Consider the following 21,249-nt stretch of genomic DNA (forward strand, 5'->3'; position numbering starts at 1 on the left):
AGGTAATAAAAATATTTTAATTATCACGGTATTCAGGGATATAAGTGGAGCAACATGAAATCTCCGCGGTGATCACAAGCATTCGTCGTATGGGGCAAGCGTTATCTTTTTTCACGCACCCGCTTGAGCGGAGATACATTTCTGACCGACATAAAACCATTACTTCAAACGCAATATTCGTTGTCACAACTTATTGATCTTGGGCTAAGATTGGGAATTCACTTATCGGGAATGGACAGCAAAATCAGCATTTATAACCCATTGGAAACGTTTGCAGATTTGATCAGCGAATCCGTAATTTGTTCGAAACCTAAATTGTATGCGGAAGATAGAACAGCTCCTTACAGAATACGGCGAAAGCCATCAAAACGAAACCAACAAAGCAATCCATTGGGTCTGTGTTCCGCTCATTTTCCTGAGTGTTATGGGCCTTCTGGCATCTATTCCAGCCAGCTCATTGTCGGCCTTGTTGGGTCAAAGTCCCTATGCCAACTGGGCCGGGGTTGCCCTGGTGCTGGTACTGGTGTACTATGTATCCCTTTCCGTTCCGCTGGCCGTAGGAATGATGCTTTTTGGTGCTCTGTGTATACTTATCCTTCAGAAATTAGCAGCGTTCCAGGTGGCACCTCTATGGTTGTTAAGTATTGCTATTTTTGTAGTAGCCTGGATTGGACAATTCTATGGCCACAAGGTGGAGGGAAAAAAGCCATCGTTTCTGAAAGACATTCAATTTCTGTTAATTGGACCTGCATGGCTTATGCACTTCATCTTTAAAAAAATTGGAATCCCTTATTAGTTGAAAGACGTCTCTTTTTATCATGCATGGCCTGACAAGGAAGCGTTGTACGATTATGAGCCAACGCTTTTTCATCTGCGCGATCACCTGATTTTACAATGTGCATCTGGTTGGAACTGCTATTATGCAGTCAATGATAAGAACGGAAAAATCGTCGCCTCATTGTCGATCAACATTAACGGCAAGAAGGGAAACACCGCTGTACGTAGTCCTTACGGAGGTATAGAGTGCTCTTCAGGTTTATCTGCAGAAACGCTTTATGAGTTTATCCGATTCATCGACGGGCACCTTGCAGACACGGTCGATGAAGCCGTAATAAAATTTCCACCTGAGGCCTATGCGCCCAGGTCTCAAGCGATGAGCTTCTCCTTTCTCCATGCTCTGGGTTTTACATCATCAAACGCTGATCTATCGTCATGTATCACGGTTAGTGGAAACTTTGTTGACGTCCTGCGGAAGACGGAGGAACAAGTCCTTAATAAAGCGCTGGAGGCTGGCCTTACGGCATCTGTAATGCCTGGTAACAAGCTCCATGACGCCTACTCGTTTATCGCCAATCATCACAACCGAAAAGGTTATCCGATGTCGATGACCTGGAATCAGCTTGAAGAAACTACCAAACTATTTCCAGGCAGATATCTTGCCTTCGCCGTCCATTCCAAGGAAGAATTGATCGGCGCTGCAATTGCTGTAAGAGTGTCTTCCAGTGTCCTGAGTCTATTTTACATTGATCACGATAGCCAGGCCGACAAGTTAAGTCCGCCCGTACTGCTCATCGCTTCATTATACGACTATTGCTCAACGAACCATATTCCCTTGCTGGACCTTGGAACTTCAAGCCTTCAGGAAGGACCTAACATAAGTCTGTTGTCGTTCAAAATGCGTATGGGGGCTCGGCCTTCTGTGAAACCTACATTGCGAAAAGTTTACACGCATGGCTAAGCCACTCGTGACGGTGATCTGTCTTTGCTATAATCATGGACGTTTCGTCCGTGAAGCAATAGAGTCGGTTTTACGACAGACTTATCCCGCCATTCAGATTCTCGTTTGGGACGACGCCAGCACAGACAATAGCCCGGCCGTTATTCGTGAGCTTCAGGACGAGTATCCACGCCTGGAAGTCACCCTAGCAACAGAAAATGAAGGGAACTGCAAAGCATTCAACCAGGCTTATGCGCGTGCAAAAGGAGAATTCATCATCGACTTTTCCACCGACGATGTGATGCAAGAACAGAGCATCGAAAAGCAGGTGAATTGTTTTCTGGCTACTGACGATAACACTGGCGTGGTATTTACAGACGCAACCTACATCGACGAGCAAGGTGTTGTTATCCGGCACCATTACGAACACCTGTTTCGGCATAGGTTGATCACGGACGTTGCAACCGGAGACGTATTTCGAAAACTCCTGACAACTTATTATATCGCCAGTCCCACTATGATGATGAGGCGTACAGTATTGGATGCTCTGAACGGCTATGACGAGCAATTGAGCTATGAGGATTTCGATCTGTGGGTTCGTTCTTCACGCATATTCCGATATACTTTCCTTAATGAACGGTTGTATTTCATACGACTAATCAATCATTCACTTTCGTCTGGGCAATATGCTCCGGCTAGCCGGCACCTTATCTCAACTTACCGCGTTTGTCAAAAGGCAATTGCGCTTTGCCGTGATAGTGGTGATCGCGGCGCTCTTGTACAGCGTATTCGCTATGAACTGCGGCAGTCGACGCTCTCTGACAATGCCATAGCTGCAAAAAAGTTTGGACAGCTATTGTATGCGTTGCGCAGTAAGAGCCTTGTAGATAGAGGATGGCTGTTGTTAAGTGCTTTCAGACTTCCTCTTTCGCGTATAAGGAAATGGTATCAGGTGATAAGGTTCGGGAGCCGGTAGCCTATTTACGATTGTCTTCTCCACTCGCCATCCTCACGTAATTGTCATACCTGCTTTGCGCTATTTTTCCTTCGGCAACAGCAGTCTTAACTGCACAGCCAGGCTCATTGATATGTAAACAACGTGACTGAAACTTGCAATCCAGACGCACGGTCCGCATATCCGGAAAGTAGTCGGAGATCTCCTGAGCATTCATATCAACAAGTCCCCATTCTTTTACACCGGGAGTGTCGATGATAAACGTTTTCTCTCCTATCTCGAAGGTTTCAGCAAAAGTTGTAGTGTGAACACCCTTGGCCGTAAAATCAGAGATGTCGCTGGTGGCCTGACCAATTTCCGGTGCAATGCTATTTAGCAGTGTCGACTTTCCCACACCGGAATGCCCTGCAATCAGCGTAGTCCTCCCCTTGAGCAAATCCTTTACGATATTCAAATCATCATGAAGGGCAGATACGATCACAACTTCAACACCAATTGAACTATAAAGTGATTGGATCTCTTCCGCCACGGCCCTGTCCTGCTCATCCATCACATCCCGCTTGTTCAATAGCAATATCTGAGGAATCCCGAAGGCCTCGGCGCTTACTAAAACCCGATCAATAAATCCTGTGGACGTTCGAGGCAAAGCCATGGTGGCGACAACGAGAACCTGATCAATGTTGGCTGCCAGCACATGCGCATGGCCGGTCTTTTTTACAGACTGCCTTAGCATATGATTTTTCCGTGGAAGTATCTCCATTATAGAACCAACATCTTGTTCTGTGTCGAATAAGACCTGGTCGCCTACTGCCACAGGATTTGTTTCTTTGATACCCTCCAGACGGATCTTGCCCCTCACCCTGCAGTTATAACGGATATGGTCTTCGCCAAGAACAGTATAGAATGAACCTGTGGACCGAAGTACTATTCCTTTCATTTCAGCAGCCGATTACAGTATGACAGAATTTTCTCTGTGGCGCCGGTGCGACTTACAACATATTTACGTGCTGCAGACGAAGCATGCGCATAGTTGTCGGGTTGATCGAGCCATTGTATTGTCCCTCTTAGTTCCTGACTGTCGGCAATGGCAAACGCAGCCTTCTCTGCGATAAGATCATTCGCCTCCTGATAAACATCGTAAGCTTTGTTGCCGAAACAGACGGGCACCCCATAGCAGGCCGCTTCGAGGATGTTGTGAAGTCCTTCGCGAAAGCCACCACCCACGAAAGCATATCTTCCATAACGATAAAGACTGCTCAGCATGCCGACGTTGTCTACGAACAGAACGTTGTACGACGACACATCTGTAACCTGTGCCCGAGAGAATCGAACGTGCTTCACTTTCAATGCATTCTCCATCGATGTCAAAAAGCGCTCTGATATTTCATGCGGCGCCACGATAAATTTCGCCTGACCTTCGTTCATTGCAGGCAACAAGGCATCAAAATCATCCGGCCAAATGCTACCTGCTACCAGGACAACGCTACCCCTACTGAACTCCGCTGCAAGATTAATTTCCCGGGCCTGACTAACAATCTGCATCACACGGTCAAATCGAGTATCACCTCCTAACGTGTGCTGATTAACACCGATTGATGTCAGCAATCGTTCTGAATCATCATTCTGCACAAAGAAGTGATTAACCTTTTTGAGTATTCTTCTGTAAAAACCACCATACCACTTAAAGTATATCTGATTGGGCCTGAAGATTGCTGAGATGGAAAGCAAAGGAATTTCTCTTTCTCTGATAGCGGCAATGTAATGATGCCAGTACTCATACTTTACGAAGATGACAAGCGAAGGATTTACAACACTCAGCCATTGTCGTGCGTTCTTCGATGTGTCCCATGGAAGGTACGATACAACGTCAGCCGCATCGTAGTTCTTACGCACCTCATATCCCGACGGTGAAAAAAACGAAAGCAGAACTCTATAACCAGGAAAGCTCTTGCGAATCTCCTCGATGACAGGCCTGCCTTGTTCAAACTCACCCAGTGAGGCGCAATGGACCCAAATATAAGGACCGGGTTTCGCCCCCACGTTGGCACGAAGCATTTCAAATGCGCTGATACGTCCTTTTACGAAGGCCGCTAATTTTGGACTAAACCAGGCGCCCACCCGAACTGCTACGCGCAGAAACAGAATCAGGCCGTCGTAAAATAACCTCATCTGGTCGCAAAAATACGAACCTTCGGCAACACCTTTAGCACACAGCACGATCAAACCTCCAATCACTTTGCGGTTTTGGTTATCTTTGACATTTAACGCTCGCATTTTTTAACCCTCTTTGTCAATGAAGCATCTTTTTCGGCTATGGATGGTGGCGATCTCAATGTCGACAACTGCCCTTTATGCCCAGGATGAAAACGACATCGTTTACTTCCTCGTCGCCGGTCCTCAGGACGCCAGCAAACTGACTCAGGCCTATCTGAATCCTGCCATTGAAGGCCTTTCATACGGCTTCAACGGCGGCTGGTATAACAGTGCAAAGACGCACAAGACTTTCGGATTTGATATCGGAGTTGCTGTTCACGGAGTTGGGATTCCATCTTCATACAATTACTTCGACCCGAGAAAACTAAATCTGCAGACGGTGACGGGATTCACCTCTACCGCGTCGAACGGACTGGCACCTGCAATTAGTGGACCCGAAGTAGCTACAACTTATACGGTTAACAATGGCCAGGCTTCGTTCCCGGGACCTAAGGGAGTTGACTTTAAAAAGAACATTGGCATTAGCGGTGTGCTTGCCCCTACAGCACAGTTGTCTTTGGGGATCTATAAGAACACCGACCTTAAAATCCGCTGGCTCCCGGAAATCAAATCTCATAACACAAGTATCAAAGCGTACGGCTTTGGAGTGATGCATGACATCAAGCAACATATAAAGGGGATCAGCATTCTTCCATTTGATCTCTCCTTACTGGTGGCCTATACGCACATAGATGGAGCAACGTCGTTGGAAAATGCCTTTGCCAAACCATCAATGGACCAGCGTAAACAGGAGATGACTTATAACATGGATGGATGGTTGTATCAGGCTTTGATAAGCAAAAAGATCGCCATCGTAACATTCTTTGGTGGCGTTGGTGTAACGACTGCAAGAACAAGCGCAAATACCCGAGGCTCCTATGTCATTCCAGAAGTTGGCACATTCAAAGATCCAATATCTCTCGATTTCAAGAACAACAGCATGCGTGTCGCAGCGGGAATGCGTTTCAACTTCGGCCCGATTTATTTAAGTGGAGAGTATAGCCTCCAGGAATACAGCATGGTAAGTGTGGGTCTTGGTGTTTCCGTTCGCGAAGCAAAGATCTACTAGGGAAAGCAACTGCAGTCTACAAAGCCTTTGTTGCCTTGCTGAACCCGACTATAATGACGTACGGAACAGGTAAATGGAAGGACTTAGTTTGAGGTTTACGCTCTATTGCTCTTAATTTGCCTCCCGATAAAGCTTATGGCAATGGTTAAGGTCGTTTTTGTTTGTCTTGGTAATATATGTCGCTCACCAATGGCAGAAGCCATTTTCAGACATCTTATAAAAGAACAGGGATTGGCAGACGTTGTTGAAATTGATTCCTGCGGGACCGCTAACTATCATGTTGGAGATGATGCTGATCCAAGAACGATTCAGGCAGTTCGCAGCAAGGGCATTGCCATCGATCATTGCGTAAGACAACTGGTCGCAGCAGATCTCGATGAGTACGATTATGTGCTCGCTATGGACAGAAGCAACTATCAGAACATTAAGCGCCTTGCCAATGCTCAAAACAGATCAAGGGTTATTATGATGCGTGACTTTGACCCAGGCCATGCGGGCGAAGAAGTTCCCGACCCATATTACGGCAACCAAAAGCATTTCGAGGACGTATATGAAATACTTTTTCGTTCCCTCTCTGCCTTTGTAGAGTTTTTGGTTAAGACCGAAAGCAAAAGGCTGGGGTAACGCCCGGGCTAAGCTACAGCCATCGAAATCAGTTGAGATACCTTTGGCTTAAGAGGAAGGTTGGAAACCTCTTCCTTTGCCCGCAAAGACATCTTTATCAATGTCTTTTTAAGTATATCCACAACTTTATCGTCATCATGTTTTGAGGCGAAATCATCAAGGTAATGCTCAACAAATACCAGACAGATGACGTCTTCGACCAACTGAGTTTCAGCATTGCGGTTCAATTCTTTTTTTAACAAAAGAAATTTCACCTTTTCAATGGTTTCAGCGTCGAATCCGCACGTTGTCAGAATCTCGCCGGCGATTTTTGCATGATGAAACTTCAATGCGTTTCTCCATTGCAGATAACCTTTCCGGTCCATTGGATACGTGTTACGCGGAATTTCCCATCTCCCGATGTGCTGGCATCTTACTGCCAGTCTGATGTGATCCGGAGAATCCGGTGCAAACTTCGAAAGGCGATCACTCATTCGAATTGAGTACAGCAATTCCTTTGGAAATGACTTGCCGTTCCAGACTTCGATATTGGGATCCCTATAATTGTACACATCAAAGTGAGAGAATGCCTGTTCAACCTGCTGTGTCCTCGTCATATTTGAGATTTGAGCCTGAAGTTACAACACATGACAATAGAACACAGAAATCGGGTTTGTTTTTAAACCAGGTTGCGTAAAAGAACCTCCACAATCCGGGTTCAATGCAGCCAGAAATCAAAGAATAGAAGGCATGACTGCAGACACCGGGAGTATTCACCGACCACCATCCTGTATTCACCTACCGGTGGCATGAAACGGCCTTTTTGCTATAGCCAGGGCCCATTCTTAAGCCGTTATTTACATCATAATCAAGCAACGAAATGGAAAATCAACAATATCCCAATACAAATTATGAACGACGTGGTGGTGATCAAAGATTCCGGAGCGGTCGCACTTTCGGAGGCCTTGTGATCGTCGCTGTCGGCACAATGCTGCTCGCCCGCGAAGTTGGTGTGTACTTTCCCGGATGGGTATTTAGCTGGCCGATGTGGCTTATTGTCCTGGGATTCTACATCGGAGTACGCCACCATTTCAGGAACATCGGGTTTCTGATTCCTATGGCAATTGGTACGGCGTTCCTGATCGACCAAATGGTTCCAGGCATCGAACTGCGCGAATATCTGTGGCCCATCATGATCATCGGAGTTGGCCTCATTATGATATTAAGATCAAGAACTCGCCCTGAAAACGATTCGCTTTTCAGAATTCTGGATCGCGGTAAGTCAAGTGCTGACAGGAGTGATTCCGGCATCTTCGAAACGGTAACCATATTTGGCGAGAACAAGCACCAGGTGCTGTCGAAAGAGTTTAAAGGTGGCGAAAGTGTGTGCGTTTTCGGTGGTGCTGAGATCAACCTTACACAGGCAGACATTACTGGTCGTGTACCCCTTGAGTTGGTGCAGGTTTTCGGAGGTACCAAACTGATCGTGCCTGCGCACTGGAAGATCGAATCTGAAGAGGTCGTTACCATCTTCGGCGGACTTAACGACAAACGTCAATTCAACAACACTGTTACTGATCCTACCAAAACATTGGTATTGCGCGGTACCTCGATATTCGGTGGTATTGATATCAAGAGTTTCTAATAAGTCTGCAACAACCGTTAGACTTATCAATATGGCCCAGGTTTTAATCATCTTTCAAGTCTTACTTATGAACTGGTATATAACAAAAGTAATATTCGCGATTAAGCAGGAAGGCAATGAGTCGACAAGTCAATTCGACGAACAACTAAGACTGATCTCGGCAGAAGATCAGGAGGAAGCATTTCTAAAAGCGCGGGCCCTCGGATTGAGCGAGGAGGACTGCTTCTATAATGAAAAGAAAAAGCAAGTGCGATGGGAATTTATCAATGTGTCTGAAGTGACACCATTGACAGCTCTGGAGGACGGCGTTGAGTTGCACTCACGCATCCACGAGACTGATGCAGGATCGAATTACATTCACTTCGTGCACATGAAGGCAATCGGTATCCGACTTGCGACCTTCGTGCCTAACTAGGTTGAAATACGTAACTTGCCCTGATCAGAAATGCACAGTACAGTAATTCGACCCACTGAAATTATGTCCAGGGAGCTGCTTAAGATATCAACCCGAAAGATTGTAATCGCCGTGTTGTCGTGGGTAGCAGCCTTGGTAGCAGTAGAAACGTACGCACTTTATGACACTTTCGGCTTTCCTGTATCTCTGGCGCTTGCTGATACAGTAAACTTCAATCTGCTTATTGCAACCGCCGGATACATCACGTTTGTCTCCATGCGGTACTATCAGCCAAATGCTAAGAATGCGGTTTATCTGATCGTTTGGGACATAGGCCTCGCCGTGTTATCGGTCATTGCGCACAATTACCTCATGACTAACGGTCCCTTTGGTCACACAGAAACGTATTTGAATTACCTGGCATCATCTCAGATTTTCCGGGGTGTCCTTGCATGGTTAATGATTACTTTGATGGGCATCATCAGCTGGACATGGTTCTTCATGCAGGATGTTCGAGCAGGAGAAAAACGAGAAAGCGACACCGTGCGACTTGCGCGCGATGCGGAGCTCGCGACTTTAAGACAACAATTGCAACCTCACTTTTTATTTAATAGCCTTAATTCTATCAGTGCACTCGCCGGTGTGCGACCCGAACAGGCAAGAAAGATGATTCAGCAATTATCAGACTTCCTTCGCGGCACGATTAAGAAAGATGATCAACAACTGGTGAGCCTGAAGGAAGAGTTGTCACATCTTCAGCTATATCTGGACATAGAAAAAGTGAGATTTGGACACCGGCTTAGCACCGAGATTGTTGCAGAGGAATCCGCCAGTCCTAATATGCTGCCGTCACTGTTATTGCAGCCGATCGTGGAGAATGCGATCAAGTTCGGCTTGTATGATACGACTGGGGAGATCGTGATCAGGATTGAGGCTCTTGCTGGAGATAAGCATTTAATCTTGCGTGTAGAGAATCCGTTTGATCCCGAAACCTCACAACCTCGTTCGGGAACAGGTTTTGGTCTCAGTTCTGTGCAACGGAGGCTATACTTGCTCTATGGGCGCAACGACCTTCTGTCCACGCGAACTCAGGAAAAGCTATTTATCACTGAAGTAAAAATTCCACAGTCAATATGATAAAGACTATTCTCATCGATGATGAACCGTTGGCACGTAGCATTGTTGTGGAATATCTCCAAAACTATCCTGAGATTTCGATCATGCAGGAATGCAACGACGGGTTCGAAGGTGTTAAAGCCATAACGCAACATAAACCTGACCTTATATTCCTCGACATTCAGATGCCGAAGATCAATGGCTTCGAGATGCTGGAATTACTGGAGCAGCCACCATCCGTAATCTTTACGACCGCCTTTGATGAATACGCAATCAAGGCTTTTGAATCGCACGCCATAGACTACCTGTTGAAACCATTCAGCAGAGAACGATTTGACAAAGCCCTTCAAAAGTGGCTTCAGCAACATAAGCATGCTGAAGCACCAAAGGCATTGTTGACAGAAGACGTTCGCCAGCCCGAAGAGCGCAACCGTATCGTTATCCGCGAAGGAAGCAACATCCGTATTGTACCGGTTCATGAGATCCATTACATCGAAGCTTACGATGACTATGTAAAGATCTTCACGCAGAAAGAAATGTTCATGAAGAAAAAGACCATGAGCTTCTATGAAAAGAGTCTGGATGAATCTCAGTTTGTGCGAGTCCATCGCTCATACATGCTGAATTTGCAGCAGTTAACAAAGATAGAGCCTCTTGAAAAGGACACGTACCTTGCGTTGCTAAAGAGCGGTGCCAAGGTTCCCCTCAGCAAAAGTGGTTATGCGAAATTGAAGGGTGTACTTGGCCTATAGCTCGGGTAAAATATCTCTCGTTATGATATAACTCGCCTTAAACTTGAGTTAGATAGGACCGAGAGCAAATGTAACTTCAACGGCGTACCTGGAATCGCTTAGTTTCTGAACGCGATCGAGGGTGGCGAACTGTCTTATCTCTCCATCAGAGTATACTATCTCCTGACCTGGCTCATACTTGACTTCCGGACCGTTGACCTTTTTGATCATAGCGACACCATCATTAAAATCAAGCGGTGCATCAATCGCGTCTGAGACTTCGCTCACCAACACGGCCGATTTGTCGAGCCAGTACATCATGTCTGCTGTGTCAGCCTTGAACCGATTAGTTTCGAAACGAAACGTAACTACAAAATATTCGCATCCTCCGTTAGTCACAACAAGCTTGTCGCCGTTTTGGAACTGCAATGTTTCCGACGCAACGTTCTTACTCTTGTCCAGCTCAAAGGTGGGTTGTGGCTCTATACTGGCCTTTACAATCCGTTCGGGCGTGCCACGCGGGCACTCAACGATTTCAATGCCATCGCCGGATGGTTGAGACACCGTGTCGACAAGCGCCTCGATTGTGTCATAAGCCGCAGACACATCGGATTGGGTTTCTTCATTACGCGACTGGCATGCCGCCACAAGTAAGAATACGACGCCTATTGAAAGCCTCGTCAAAAAATGGGTGTATTTCACTTCAAAAAATGGGATTGACAGATAAAGATAATCAAAAAGCCGGCATCTCAGACTGTAGCGACTCCTGATCAACTACGGACGACCACCAGTTGAAGTATTTGTCGACGGCTGGTTAATTGGCCACGCCCCGTCAATTGAAAACAAATGATCAGTAAGCGATAACAGGTGCTCCGACTATCACTCAATGACAAGCTTCCTTATCTCCGCCCTGCTTCCCTGCGAAACCCGGATCACATAGGCACCGGATGTTAGCTGATAGTTCAGGGGCAGATCACGAAGGTTGACTGGCTTTGACAAATCTAACATGCCTGCGTATAGTATCCGTCCAAGAGCATCGGTAATGAATACGCTACACATCTCAGTACTAAGCCCGCCGGACTTCAATTTGATCGGCTCGTTAACCCGGCCAGGGTTGGGATACAATGACAGGGCGTTACCAGACGTACCGTTGTACTCGATACGCACCACCTTTGAGTAGCTGAATTTCAGATCGAAATCAGTTTGCTTCAGGCGATAAAATGACACCCCCTGAAGGGGCGAATAGTCGACAGCTCCATAGTGCAACAGCAGCTGGCTGTCACCGGCACCGTCGATAGAAAACAAAGAGTCAAACTTAAGTGAATGGTCACTGCGTTCAACAGTGAAGTAATGATTGTTCTTTTCAGAAGCTGTCGCCCAGGAGAGCTCGACAAGATCGCTGATCAGTTGTGCTGTAAAGGAAACCAGTGTTACTGGTGTTACTTCGTTTGGATATCCCAGCGTAAAAAAGGTTCCACTAGTGATGCTCGTTAATCCAGAAGTGACGTGACCGGCTGGATCGGCGGGGAAGAAAACTCCAGATCCGCCTGCATCAGTCCACGGTCCAGACGAGGACGTTGACCGGAGCACGCGCGCGTTTGTAGGTGTTGCAATTGTTTCGTCAGCTGCACCATTGGTATTAAAACTAAGATCAACTGTTGGAGCATTCATGGTTCCCGACAACAGATTGATTGAATAGTAGCGAGCCTGCGACAGGCGATCGACTCCTGATGGTGGCGTGCCCGTTGGAGCTGTGTTGGTCATCCTTACCCGAACAACGGGAGCAGTAGACGAAGCAGTTTGCTGAATCGTGACCGGGCGGTATGCACCTGCAGACGCGATTGGATAAACCCGGGTCTCCAGGGCGGTATTAGGAAACGCGATTGAAAGGGCACCGTCGACATAGGCAGAAGCGCTATAACCTGTTACAGGCTGTGTCGTGCTATTCGTGAGCGAAAGCACATTTGCACTTGTTACAATATGACCATTGGAAAGCGTGAGTAAGCCACCAACGGTCACATCGTTGCTCAACGTGAGGTTTCCGCCACCGCGGCTTACGTTGTAAAAGGTGGTTGCTCCTGTGATCGTCTGATTGCTACTACCTGTAAAATTGACCGTACCTGTACCTGCGATAAATGTCGCACTGTTGGTCCAATTGCCATTAGTCGTGATGGAACCTGTACCTGCATTGAATTGGGAGCTGGTAGTAAGATTGACAGAACCATTAACGGTAACATTACTTGCGTTGGCCGCATAGATTGCGGACGCGCCGCTGTTTGTCAGTTGCCCCTGGACATTTATGGACCCTGCGCCTGCGCTGAAAGCAGCGTTGTTCGTCAGCGCGCCACCAACGCTAAGACTACCGGATGAACCATTGAAGGTGCCCGCCAGGTTTTGAAGATTCCCATTTACCCTAAGGGTGTTTGAACCCGAAGTAAACGTTCCTGAATTAGTCAACGTGCCGCGCACTCCTACGCTATCAGTCCCGGCAGTGAATGTTGTGCCGGCTCCGTTAACCAGGTTCCGCATGACCTTTAATCCCGTTGTACTGTTTGGGCCATTGAACACCGCGCCCGCACCGGTGTTAATCAGGTCGCGGCCTATTGTCACCGACCCACTTCCTGCATTGAACGTTCCGCTATTGGTAAAGTCGGCGGAACTGCTCGTCATACTGATATTTCGATTCACCGTATTATTGACTGTCCCTGCGGCGATATTTATACTTCCATTAATGGTGAGGTTCACGTTACCCAGCTCCTTGATTCCCGCTCCGGTAAACGACAGGTTGTTATAACTCGACTGCGTCGCCGAGAGAGTTACTGCGCCGTTGTATTCCACTGTACCACCTGCAGCACTGTTGAACTGAGAGAAGTCGCCCGCGGGAAAGAATGATGACTGAAGCTGCATAGTTCGTTCGCCAGCGCCCGTTGAGGTGACCGTTCCAAAGTTGTGACTGTTTGTTATACCCAGATTAACTATTCCCCGAACATTCATGGTTGCCATGCTTTTCCCGCTGGTACCTACCGATACCGTGGTACCCGCGCTGATGATGATAAATGAACCTGGAGGTGGTCCCGAATTTGCGCCCGGATCTGGAGACCATACTGCCGATCTCGCCTCCCATGGACCCGACGCAATGCTGGTGTACGTCGTGGCAGGCACGAATGCCAGTTGTTCTCCTGCGGTATAGTCGCTCGATATTTCAGTACTATTTGTAAATGTAATTACACGTGAACCGTTCGGGTTACTGGGACTGATACCCACCGACCACAAACCACCAAAGAACCTGGCATCGCGATAGTTGCTCTCGGTGCCATTAGCATCGGCCGCGTTGTAAGTGTAGGTGTGATTAAGCGAAGATATAGCCAGGCCTGTTGTTGCAACACGCCAGTAATATCGGATATAAGAAAGGCCAGTACCCGTAGCGTTGGGATGTTTGCTGTTTACCGGCCGTACGTTAATCGTTCCCGGCGTTCCACCATTGACAAGTGTATAAGTTGCTGGCGTATACTTTCCGGAAACGCCAACCGGGAAAGTAAATGTTCCGGATGCTCCCGCGGCAAATGCTTTGGTAACACCGCCATCGGATAAATTTCCAGACGTTGTGATATACGCGGTCGTGACATTGGAATTAACAATGGAAGACAGACTTGTATTTGAAAGATTAAGTCCGTAGCTACCGAGCATCAGTAAACCTCCGCTGAAAGTGAGATTGCTGGTAACTTCCTGGTTTGCTCCCAAATACGCGCCACCAGAATTCAGCACGACGTTACCAAACTTTCCTGAGCCATTGCCCGTCACCAACTGTAGTGAACCACTGGCCAGGGTAATGCTACCTGTGGAAGACGTATGAGTCGATGAATTCGAAACTGTTCCCACAACTGTTACGGTATTGGCCGCGCCAGCAAGTGTACCTGTGCTCAGTGTAAAATTTCCGTTGACACGAAGGTTGCTATTGGGCTGCAAGGTCACTATACCTCCTGTGAAAGTATTGCTGATAACCAGGTTGCCAAAGTTTGTAAGATTGCCTGCAACGCCGGTAATATTCTGATGCCCGGAAGAACCATTAAATGTTGTAGTCTGATTCAAGGTACCCGCACGGTACCCTCCTGTCGTTATACCTGTCGCATTGTCCGTGTTCGCATTCGTCATATCACCTGCGATGCTCACATTCAATCCATTGGCAAGGAACAGGCCTCCTGAAGCAATGGACAGCGATCCCCTTAGCGTTAACGCAGAGGATTGCAGATTTCCTGTACTGGTATTGCCTGCAACACTTACATTGAACAGCGGTACGGCTGTGACAATATCAATCACTTGCGACGACACAGAATTATTTCCGACCTCGATAGTTCCTCCTGTTACGCTTCCGCCGGAAGGCTGCAGGAACAACTCAGTCATGACGTCAACAGCAGCAGTGGAAGGATTATCAACCATTCGCTGCAGACGTAACAGTCCACCAGACATTGTAAATAAACTGCCAGTACCAAAGTCTTCAAACAGGGACCTTGATGCTGTGATTGCTGAGGATATACCGACATTCACTATGCCCGAGCTTTGATTGTACGCAAGTGTTCCCTGTGCGTTTGCGGCTGAGCGACGTATCTGCGCATTTACATTCAGTGTACCACCCGAGACACTTATTGTTGGAAGACCCGTTGAGGCATACTCTATGGAATTGTCGTTCGTACTGCCTCCCACGTTTACACCTCCGGCAAGTATCTCCAGTGTTCCTGCCAGTAACATGTCTATACCATCGATACCTGTCAGTTGCAGAGTTCCGCCGTTTGCTGACAGGCGGGTTGTCGCCGGTATGTTAAAGTCTACGCCACTTGCAATAGTGATGGATTGAGCACTCGATAGTCTGAATGTCCCGTTAGCTAAGACCAGGGGCGCAGCTAAGGGTGCAAGTGTAAAGTTTGACGCATTAATATCAAGAACCGTGGCCATGCTTGTGCCTTTCGCCACAGTGAGAACATTGAAATCGGTAGTAGCTCCTGTTCCTGTGACTGAGGCATTGGAAGAACCGTCGAATGTCACATTACAGTAGTTGCTGCCCACACTCATGTCAAAAGTGCCGTTATTGGTAATACTGCCTCCAACCGTTAAGCTGTTGGCCACAGCTGTGCCGGTGGCTGCTACGCTAAGGGATGCACCATTGCTTATTGCAATATTGCCATCTACATCCACGGCATGCGCAATACCATTTTGAAACGCCAGGGTGCCACCAGTTATTGAGAGATTTCCATTAACAAGCCAACTACGGGTAGCCGTGCCGTAAATAGCGGCAACGGCGCTTGAAGCAGCGCCCTGAATAGCCATATCGTTGTAAACGCGTACATTCTGGTTCGCCAATGTAATCGTGCGTGATGCACCGGGCTGTATATTCAGATAACGGTAGGTAATTAGAGGAAGGAGTGTTGGCGACGCCGACGAAAGGGGAATGGTAAAATTCTGCGTGCCCGTTGTATAGTAAACTATAGTGCCTCCACTTGCGCGGATAAAATTGCCGAAATCACCTGCAGGGAACTCGGCGGTAGCGGTGGCCGATGAAATGCGTAGTGTGCCACTACCTCCTATCGGGAGATCTTCGAGAGCACCAAAGTTATGGCCAGTAAAAGTTCCTACGTCGAGCGTACTTCCTGAACCGATTTCCAATCCACCAGATCTGGCGTTGTTTCCGCTAATAGTTATTGTATGATTGTACGTGCTGCCGTTCCCGATATAGACATGGTCGCCCGGACCAGGAGAAGTGTTTGCATCCGGCCCGGTATGGCTGGTGTTACTCCAGGGCGTAACCCCGGCGGTTGTATTGAACCAGTCACCGTTTCGTTTGCTATAAAACACTTTCACGGTTCCAAACGCTGACGACTGTCCAGCTGTGTAGTCACCATCAATATAGCTTACGTTCGCAAATCTGATTTCGTTCGTGGTTTCATTGACTTCCGCCAGGTTATTGATTACCGTCCAGCTTGTCGGATTATAACGTGCCGGAACATAATTGGTGTCGTCTCCGGAAGGACTAACGCTGGCTTCATCATAGTAATAGCGTTGTGTAAAAAGCGTGGCGCCTACAAAACCAGCGGACGAAACATTCCAGTACCAGTTCAGATTGTTGGTGTTGCCCGGCACGACAAATGGATTCCTTGAGTTGACAGGTCTAACCGTTATGCTACCATAACTGGATGGGACAGCTCCAAGCTGAATGCTTGCAGGCGTATACAAATTATTTGCGCCTACGGGATAAAGGAATGCGCTCAGGTTACCAAACGTCTTTCGTAAACCTCCATCTGACTGCAAGCCAAGCGTACGGATCATCTTCAGATTGCTGAAACCATTCTCAGTTGTGTTGATGGCTGTTGCTGAACTCGAGGTCATTGCAAGCCTGTATTGATTGATATCAAACAAACTATTGCCCATTCCTGCCAGCGTGAGTATGCCACTTATCGAGAGATTGGCAGACGCAAGCGCACCAGGGTTGGCATTGTTACTAAGGACTACGTTTCCGTACACCCCGTTTCCATCGCCAGCCAAAGTCTGCGTCGATGTTCCGGACAATGTGATGTTACCCGTACCGGTATGGGTGGCGCTGTTCGATACGTTGCCTGTAACCTGGATTATTTTTCCACCATCGTTTAAGACACCTTTGGTCAGAGTAAGCTGGTTACTAACGGTAAAGCTAGTGGCCGTGCCGCCCAGGGTCAGTGTACCACCTGCTTTGTCGACCGTTAGCCTGTACAAGCCCGAAGTGATAGTTCCACTGTTATCAAATTGCTGAGCGGCAGCTCCGTTAAAAGTAGTTGTGTTATTGCCCGGAGTATAAGTAGCGCCAGAACCAATAGAATAGTTGCCGCCTACCGTTACATCCAGGCTGGCCGCATCAAATATGGGAGTGTTTGTTCCATCGATGGTGAAATTATTTAAGACCTTAAGTGGCTGGGCTGTTAACGTCATGTCCACGTAGCCTGGAGGACCCGTAGGCATGCTGCCGAGGACGACTGTAGTTGGTACTCCAGATCCTGTTCGCGATATCGCGAGGTTATAAAATGGAACAGTTGATAGAATCTTGAATTGTGTACCTGATCCCGTCAATATTGCATTGAACGTGCCGCCAGTAACCGTATAGTTAGATTCCTTCACGCCGATATGGATTCCGCCCTGGTTTCCAGATACAGTGTTAGCGACATTGATCGTTCCTCCTGTCATAATGAAGACCTGATCTCTGAAGGGCATCGAAAACCTCGCATAGTCAGCATTTGAGCCCGTGCCGGTAGCATTTACAATTCCTCCCGTCATGATAAATGATCCGCGATGGCCTGAAGCCGTATTGGAAGGCCGGAACTTTTCAGTAGTAAAGGTGCCGCCTTCGATCATGTACTGCCCCTCCTCGCGAATTACAGTTCCTTCACTTCCGGTGGCAGTGAAACTTCCGGCGGTGATCCTGAATTTGCCGTAGACAACGAGAGGGCTATTGCTCATATTAACTGTAGCGCCATCGATCCAAAGCATGGGGCTATTAGAGCTACTGCCGAGGTCGTAATTTCCGCCGTTACGCAGACGCGGCAAATTAATATTAGCTCCGAGGCGAAGTGTTCCATTCGTGATGGTTACCTGCACGCCACCAGAGTTCAAAGTGAGGTTAGCCACATTCGTCGATGTTACAGACAAAATATTTGTAGACGAGGTCCCCTTATCAACTATAAGGGTGTAAAGCGTCGTCGTTCCGTTACAGGCCAGAACGTTGTCTGTGGCATTGATAAAATTCAGGTTAGCGCCACCGGTTCCATTACTAAAATTTACCGTGCCGCTATTCGTCATGTCGCCGGAGGCTGACACTGAGTGAAAGGCATTAAAAACGCCTGTGTTCCATGTCGTGCCGGGCCCAATGGTGATGTTACCCGCGATGTTAAGCGTGATGACATTCGTCGCAGCATTCCCAAGCGTTACTGTGAGTTGGCCGCTGCCGGATGCCTGCGTTGTAAAGTTACCACCGACGGCCAGCGTATAAGACGATGGATTACTAAGTGTGATCACGTAGTTGGATGCTGTAGTATTTACGAACCTCACATTGGGCAAAGTGCTGATCACCGGCACCGTGGCTCCAAAGTCAGCGTATTCGACCGTCGCACCGGCGGCGGCATTGTTTACAAAGGTGTTTGATGTAACTGTTGGGAAGTAACTCGACTTGATGCGCAACGTACCACTACCGGCCAGTGCATTAAGTGTCGTTACAGTGAAGGTCGCAAGATCGAGCACTCCGCCATTGTTGATTGTAATTGAGTGCCCTGTGGTGGTTACGGGTGCAGTCAGTGTGACTGTGAATCCGTTTAGGATCACAACGGCATCGTTATTCGCAGGCACGGCGCTGCCGGTCAACGTTATTCCCGAAGGGTCGGTGGTCCAGGTAGCAGCACTGTGCCAGGAGCCACTTGTAGCGGCGCTGGTGTAAGTATAGTATGTAACGGCATGGCTGTGCGAAAACATAGCTATGCCAACTGCAGTGAGCAGCATTAACCGTAGAAATCTGGGCATTTTCTCTGGTTTTGGTCTCCGAAAATCAATTCAAAAAATCCGGGTATCAGGCCACCCGTTGTTTTCATGGCCACTCAAAAATCATCCATTTGGCGAGGCACGAAAAACGTCGAATTTCAATAATACAAAATTCCCGCTGGGTAAACAATCACAACGGGCTGGCTATTAGCGCCTGGCCACGGCGCAAACGTTATTTTTTTATAGCTTTATAGTCAGGTAGTCGAACTCCGTCGCCTTTTTCAAATCTTAATCTACCCAGTAGATCACTTTATGGTAAAAAAATTACTAGTCATCATTCTGTGCCTCGGCTCCGGGGCACTCGCTCTTGGCCAGGCTCCCGAACGCGTACGCGCATGGTTCCCTGGCGGCACTGTTTTTCATCAGAACATTCCTTATGCAAATGATACGCTGAAGAAGCATCTCCTCGATATATACCTCCCGGCCAACGCAAAGGCACCTTTGCCCCTGGTTGTTTGGATACATGGAGGCGCATGGATGCTGAATGATAAATATGCCGACATGGGTTATATGAAACGGACAGTCAGCGGTTTTATCGAGGCGGGATATGCTTTAGCCTCAATCGATTACCGGCATTCTACGACGGCACCATTTCCGGCTCAAATTCAGGACTGCAATGCGGCCCTCGAATTTCTGCATAACAACGCATCCAAATACAACATTGACAAAACCAGGATCGTGCTTATTGGTTTCAGCGCAGGTGGACATCTTGCATCCTTGCAGGGTCTGGCCCTCAATAACAACGTAAGCGATTTTTATGCAGGAGGCAGGAAACCATCGTACAACATAAGAGGAGTCATAGACTTCTACGGTCCGTCCGATTTCCTTGCTATGATCGGAAGAGCGGATCCGGATAGTACCAGTGATCCTATTTCACGACTGTTGGGCGCGTCAGCGTTAAGACGTCCTGACTTAAGCAAGCGGGCAAGTCCTGTAACTTATGTCGACAAAAATGACCCACCGTTCTTCATTGTGCAGGGAGAAAAGGATGAATCGGTCCCCTACCAGCAATCAGTGCTGCTGCAATCGTATCTCAATCTTGCCGGGGTAAAGAATGAGCTCACTGTTGTGAAGGGTGCGCCACACTACGGAGAAATGTTCGACGCACAGGATATCCGCGATCGAATGTTCAAATTCTTAAAGGAGGTATTCAGATAGAGATTGTGCCCTCTATGCAACCTTAGGCAATAACGCCTGGGCTACCAGCTCGAGGGAACGAAGTCTTCTTTCATGATGTGGACTGATGCATTGAATCATTATTTCAGCAGCCCCAAATCCAACCGCTAGTTGCTGCAGCCAGAGTTTGATTTGCTCCGGTGTTCCGGTAAGCATTCGGGGTGGTGCCGTCGGATCAGTGAGTTCACCCTTTTGCAATGAGCTGCCCAATTGCCTGATTGCCTCTTCTTCAGTTGGCAACAGTCCATTGAGGTCGCCGCGTTGTTGAAGGCGCTGAATCATTATCTGAACAGGTGCACTAAGACGAATCGCATCCTCGGTCGTTTCAGAGCAGTATACGCTAACAGAAAGTATTACGTCCGGCTTCAGGGCACCCGTTGGCTTTGAAGATGCGGCAAACTTGTCCCTGTATGAGCTAACGATATCGTATGCTGATGATGGATTGATGAATGCAGCAAACGCATAACGCAACCCTAGCTGGGCAGCAGCCAAAGCGCTCCACGGACTCGATCCCAGAAGCCAGATTGCGGGAGGTGCTCCACTTCCGTGAACGCGGACCTTATAAAACGGATGTGATGGTTCGAAGTCGTGGTTGAACCAATTTAATAATTCAACAAGCTGCTCAAATGAGTCCTCCGTGTCCTGCCTGAACGTACGATTCCGCTGCAAAGCGATATCGGAGATCGGACCAGTATTCGCGCGGCCAATTCCCATGTCGATGCGACCTGGAAACATATCATTCAGAGTGGCAAAATTCTCAGCTACTTTATATGGGCTATAATGATTGAGCAATACCGAACCGGAACCGACCCTGATCTTCGACGTTTTTGCAGCAATCAGGGGAATCAGCACTTCAGGCGCCCTGCCAGCTAACGCACCAGTATTATGGTGCTCGGCTACCCAGATCCGCGTATAGCCAAGGCGTTCTGCGTGTTGTGCGCTCTCGATGGTCTGGTCAATCGCTTTCGTCCGATTACCATCCGGCGGCACAGGTGACAAATCCAAGAGCGACAGTCTCATAGAGATGAAACTACCAGGAA

General features: G+C 47.9%; 16 protein-coding genes. 10 read left to right on the forward strand and 6 right to left on the reverse strand.

Translation table 11 applies throughout. From position 1 onward, the window contains the following. Positions 1-319: 319 nt before the first annotated feature. Genes WBG78_RS10995 through WBG78_RS11005 form a run of 3 tightly spaced genes read left to right on the forward strand, consistent with a single transcriptional unit; the run spans position 320 to position 2,693 of the window. Positions 320-796 (forward strand): Mpo1 family 2-hydroxy fatty acid dioxygenase, encoded by a 477-nt coding sequence (locus WBG78_RS10995; protein ID WP_337326472.1) that lies wholly within the window; start codon positions 320-322, stop codon positions 794-796. Continuing rightward, positions 797-1,738, forward strand: a complete 942-nt coding sequence (locus WBG78_RS11000; protein ID WP_337326473.1) for a hypothetical protein — start codon at positions 797-799, stop codon at positions 1,736-1,738. After that, positions 1,731-2,693, forward strand: coding sequence for a glycosyltransferase family 2 protein (locus WBG78_RS11005; protein ID WP_337326474.1), 963 nt, complete (start codon positions 1,731-1,733; stop codon positions 2,691-2,693). The genes WBG78_RS11000 and WBG78_RS11005 overlap by 8 nt, the downstream gene beginning before the upstream one ends. A gap of 1 nt (position 2,694) precedes the next feature. Here the strand turns inward: WBG78_RS11005 and rsgA are convergent, their stop codons facing one another. Together rsgA and WBG78_RS11015 are read right to left on the reverse strand one after the other, a co-directional pair. Continuing rightward, positions 2,695-3,609 (reverse strand): ribosome small subunit-dependent GTPase A, encoded by a 915-nt coding sequence (gene rsgA / locus WBG78_RS11010; RefSeq protein ID WP_337326475.1) that lies wholly within the window; start codon positions 3,607-3,609, stop codon positions 2,695-2,697. Further along, positions 3,606-4,946 carry a 3-deoxy-D-manno-octulosonic acid transferase gene (locus tag WBG78_RS11015; RefSeq protein ID WP_337326476.1) on the reverse strand — a complete coding sequence of 447 codons (1,341 nt, stop codon included), beginning with the start codon at positions 4,944-4,946 and terminating at the stop codon, positions 3,606-3,608. Before WBG78_RS11015 ends, rsgA begins: the two co-directional genes overlap by 4 nt. A 19-nt stretch (positions 4,947-4,965) precedes the next feature. On the opposite strand from WBG78_RS11015, the gene WBG78_RS11020 reads away from it, so the two are divergent. Further along, entirely contained in the window at positions 4,966-5,994 is a 1,029-nt protein-coding gene (locus tag WBG78_RS11020) for a DUF6588 family protein (RefSeq protein WP_337326477.1), read from the forward strand. Positions 5,995-6,135: 141 nt separating this feature from the next. Next, positions 6,136-6,618, forward strand: a complete 483-nt coding sequence (locus WBG78_RS11025; protein WP_337326478.1) for a low molecular weight protein-tyrosine-phosphatase — start codon at positions 6,136-6,138, stop codon at positions 6,616-6,618. Between the two features lie 8 nt (positions 6,619-6,626). Here the strand turns inward: WBG78_RS11025 and WBG78_RS11030 are convergent, their stop codons facing one another. Continuing rightward, entirely contained in the window at positions 6,627-7,214 is a 588-nt protein-coding gene (locus WBG78_RS11030) for a DUF4202 domain-containing protein (RefSeq protein ID WP_337326479.1), read from the reverse strand. 263 nt (positions 7,215-7,477) lie between these two features. Here WBG78_RS11030 and WBG78_RS11035 point away from each other — a divergent pair, with 263 nt between their 5' ends. From WBG78_RS11035 to WBG78_RS11050, 4 genes are all read left to right on the forward strand, one after another. Beyond that, a complete protein-coding gene (locus tag WBG78_RS11035; RefSeq protein ID WP_337326480.1) occupies positions 7,478-8,242 on the forward strand; it encodes a LiaF transmembrane domain-containing protein in 765 nt (254 codons plus the stop codon). Between the two features lie 67 nt (positions 8,243-8,309). Continuing rightward, complete coding sequence (locus tag WBG78_RS11040; RefSeq protein WP_337326481.1) at positions 8,310-8,657, forward strand: DUF4288 domain-containing protein; 348 nt, start codon at positions 8,310-8,312, stop codon at positions 8,655-8,657. A gap of 63 nt (positions 8,658-8,720) precedes the next feature. Continuing rightward, positions 8,721-9,773 carry a sensor histidine kinase gene (locus tag WBG78_RS11045; RefSeq protein ID WP_337326482.1) on the forward strand — a complete coding sequence of 351 codons (1,053 nt, stop codon included), beginning with the start codon at positions 8,721-8,723 and terminating at the stop codon, positions 9,771-9,773. Next, positions 9,770-10,504 (forward strand): LytR/AlgR family response regulator transcription factor, encoded by a 735-nt coding sequence (locus WBG78_RS11050; protein ID WP_337326483.1) that lies wholly within the window; start codon positions 9,770-9,772, stop codon positions 10,502-10,504. Before WBG78_RS11045 ends, WBG78_RS11050 begins: the two co-directional genes overlap by 4 nt. A gap of 48 nt (positions 10,505-10,552) precedes the next feature. On the opposite strand, the gene WBG78_RS11055 is transcribed toward WBG78_RS11050, so the two are convergent. Together WBG78_RS11055 and WBG78_RS11060 are read right to left on the reverse strand one after the other, a co-directional pair. Continuing rightward, positions 10,553-11,185: a hypothetical protein gene (locus WBG78_RS11055; protein ID WP_337326484.1), complete on the reverse strand. Its 633-nt coding sequence runs from the start codon at positions 11,183-11,185 to the stop codon at positions 10,553-10,555. A 177-nt stretch (positions 11,186-11,362) separates the two neighbouring features. Further along, positions 11,363-19,015, reverse strand: coding sequence for a T9SS type A sorting domain-containing protein (locus WBG78_RS11060; protein ID WP_337326485.1), 7,653 nt, complete (start codon positions 19,013-19,015; stop codon positions 11,363-11,365). A 270-nt stretch (positions 19,016-19,285) separates the two neighbouring features. Between WBG78_RS11060 and WBG78_RS11065 the strand changes: the two genes are divergently transcribed. Beyond that, entirely contained in the window at positions 19,286-20,191 is a 906-nt protein-coding gene (locus WBG78_RS11065; RefSeq protein ID WP_337326486.1) for an alpha/beta hydrolase, read from the forward strand. Between the two features lie 12 nt (positions 20,192-20,203). On the opposite strand, the gene WBG78_RS11070 is transcribed toward WBG78_RS11065, so the two are convergent. Next, positions 20,204-21,229 carry an LLM class flavin-dependent oxidoreductase gene (locus tag WBG78_RS11070; protein ID WP_337326487.1) on the reverse strand — a complete coding sequence of 342 codons (1,026 nt, stop codon included), beginning with the start codon at positions 21,227-21,229 and terminating at the stop codon, positions 20,204-20,206. Positions 21,230-21,249 lie beyond the last annotated feature (20 nt).

This window comes from Chryseolinea sp. T2 (assembly GCF_037203685.1).
Classification (GTDB): domain Bacteria; phylum Bacteroidota; class Bacteroidia; order Cytophagales; family Cyclobacteriaceae; genus Chryseolinea.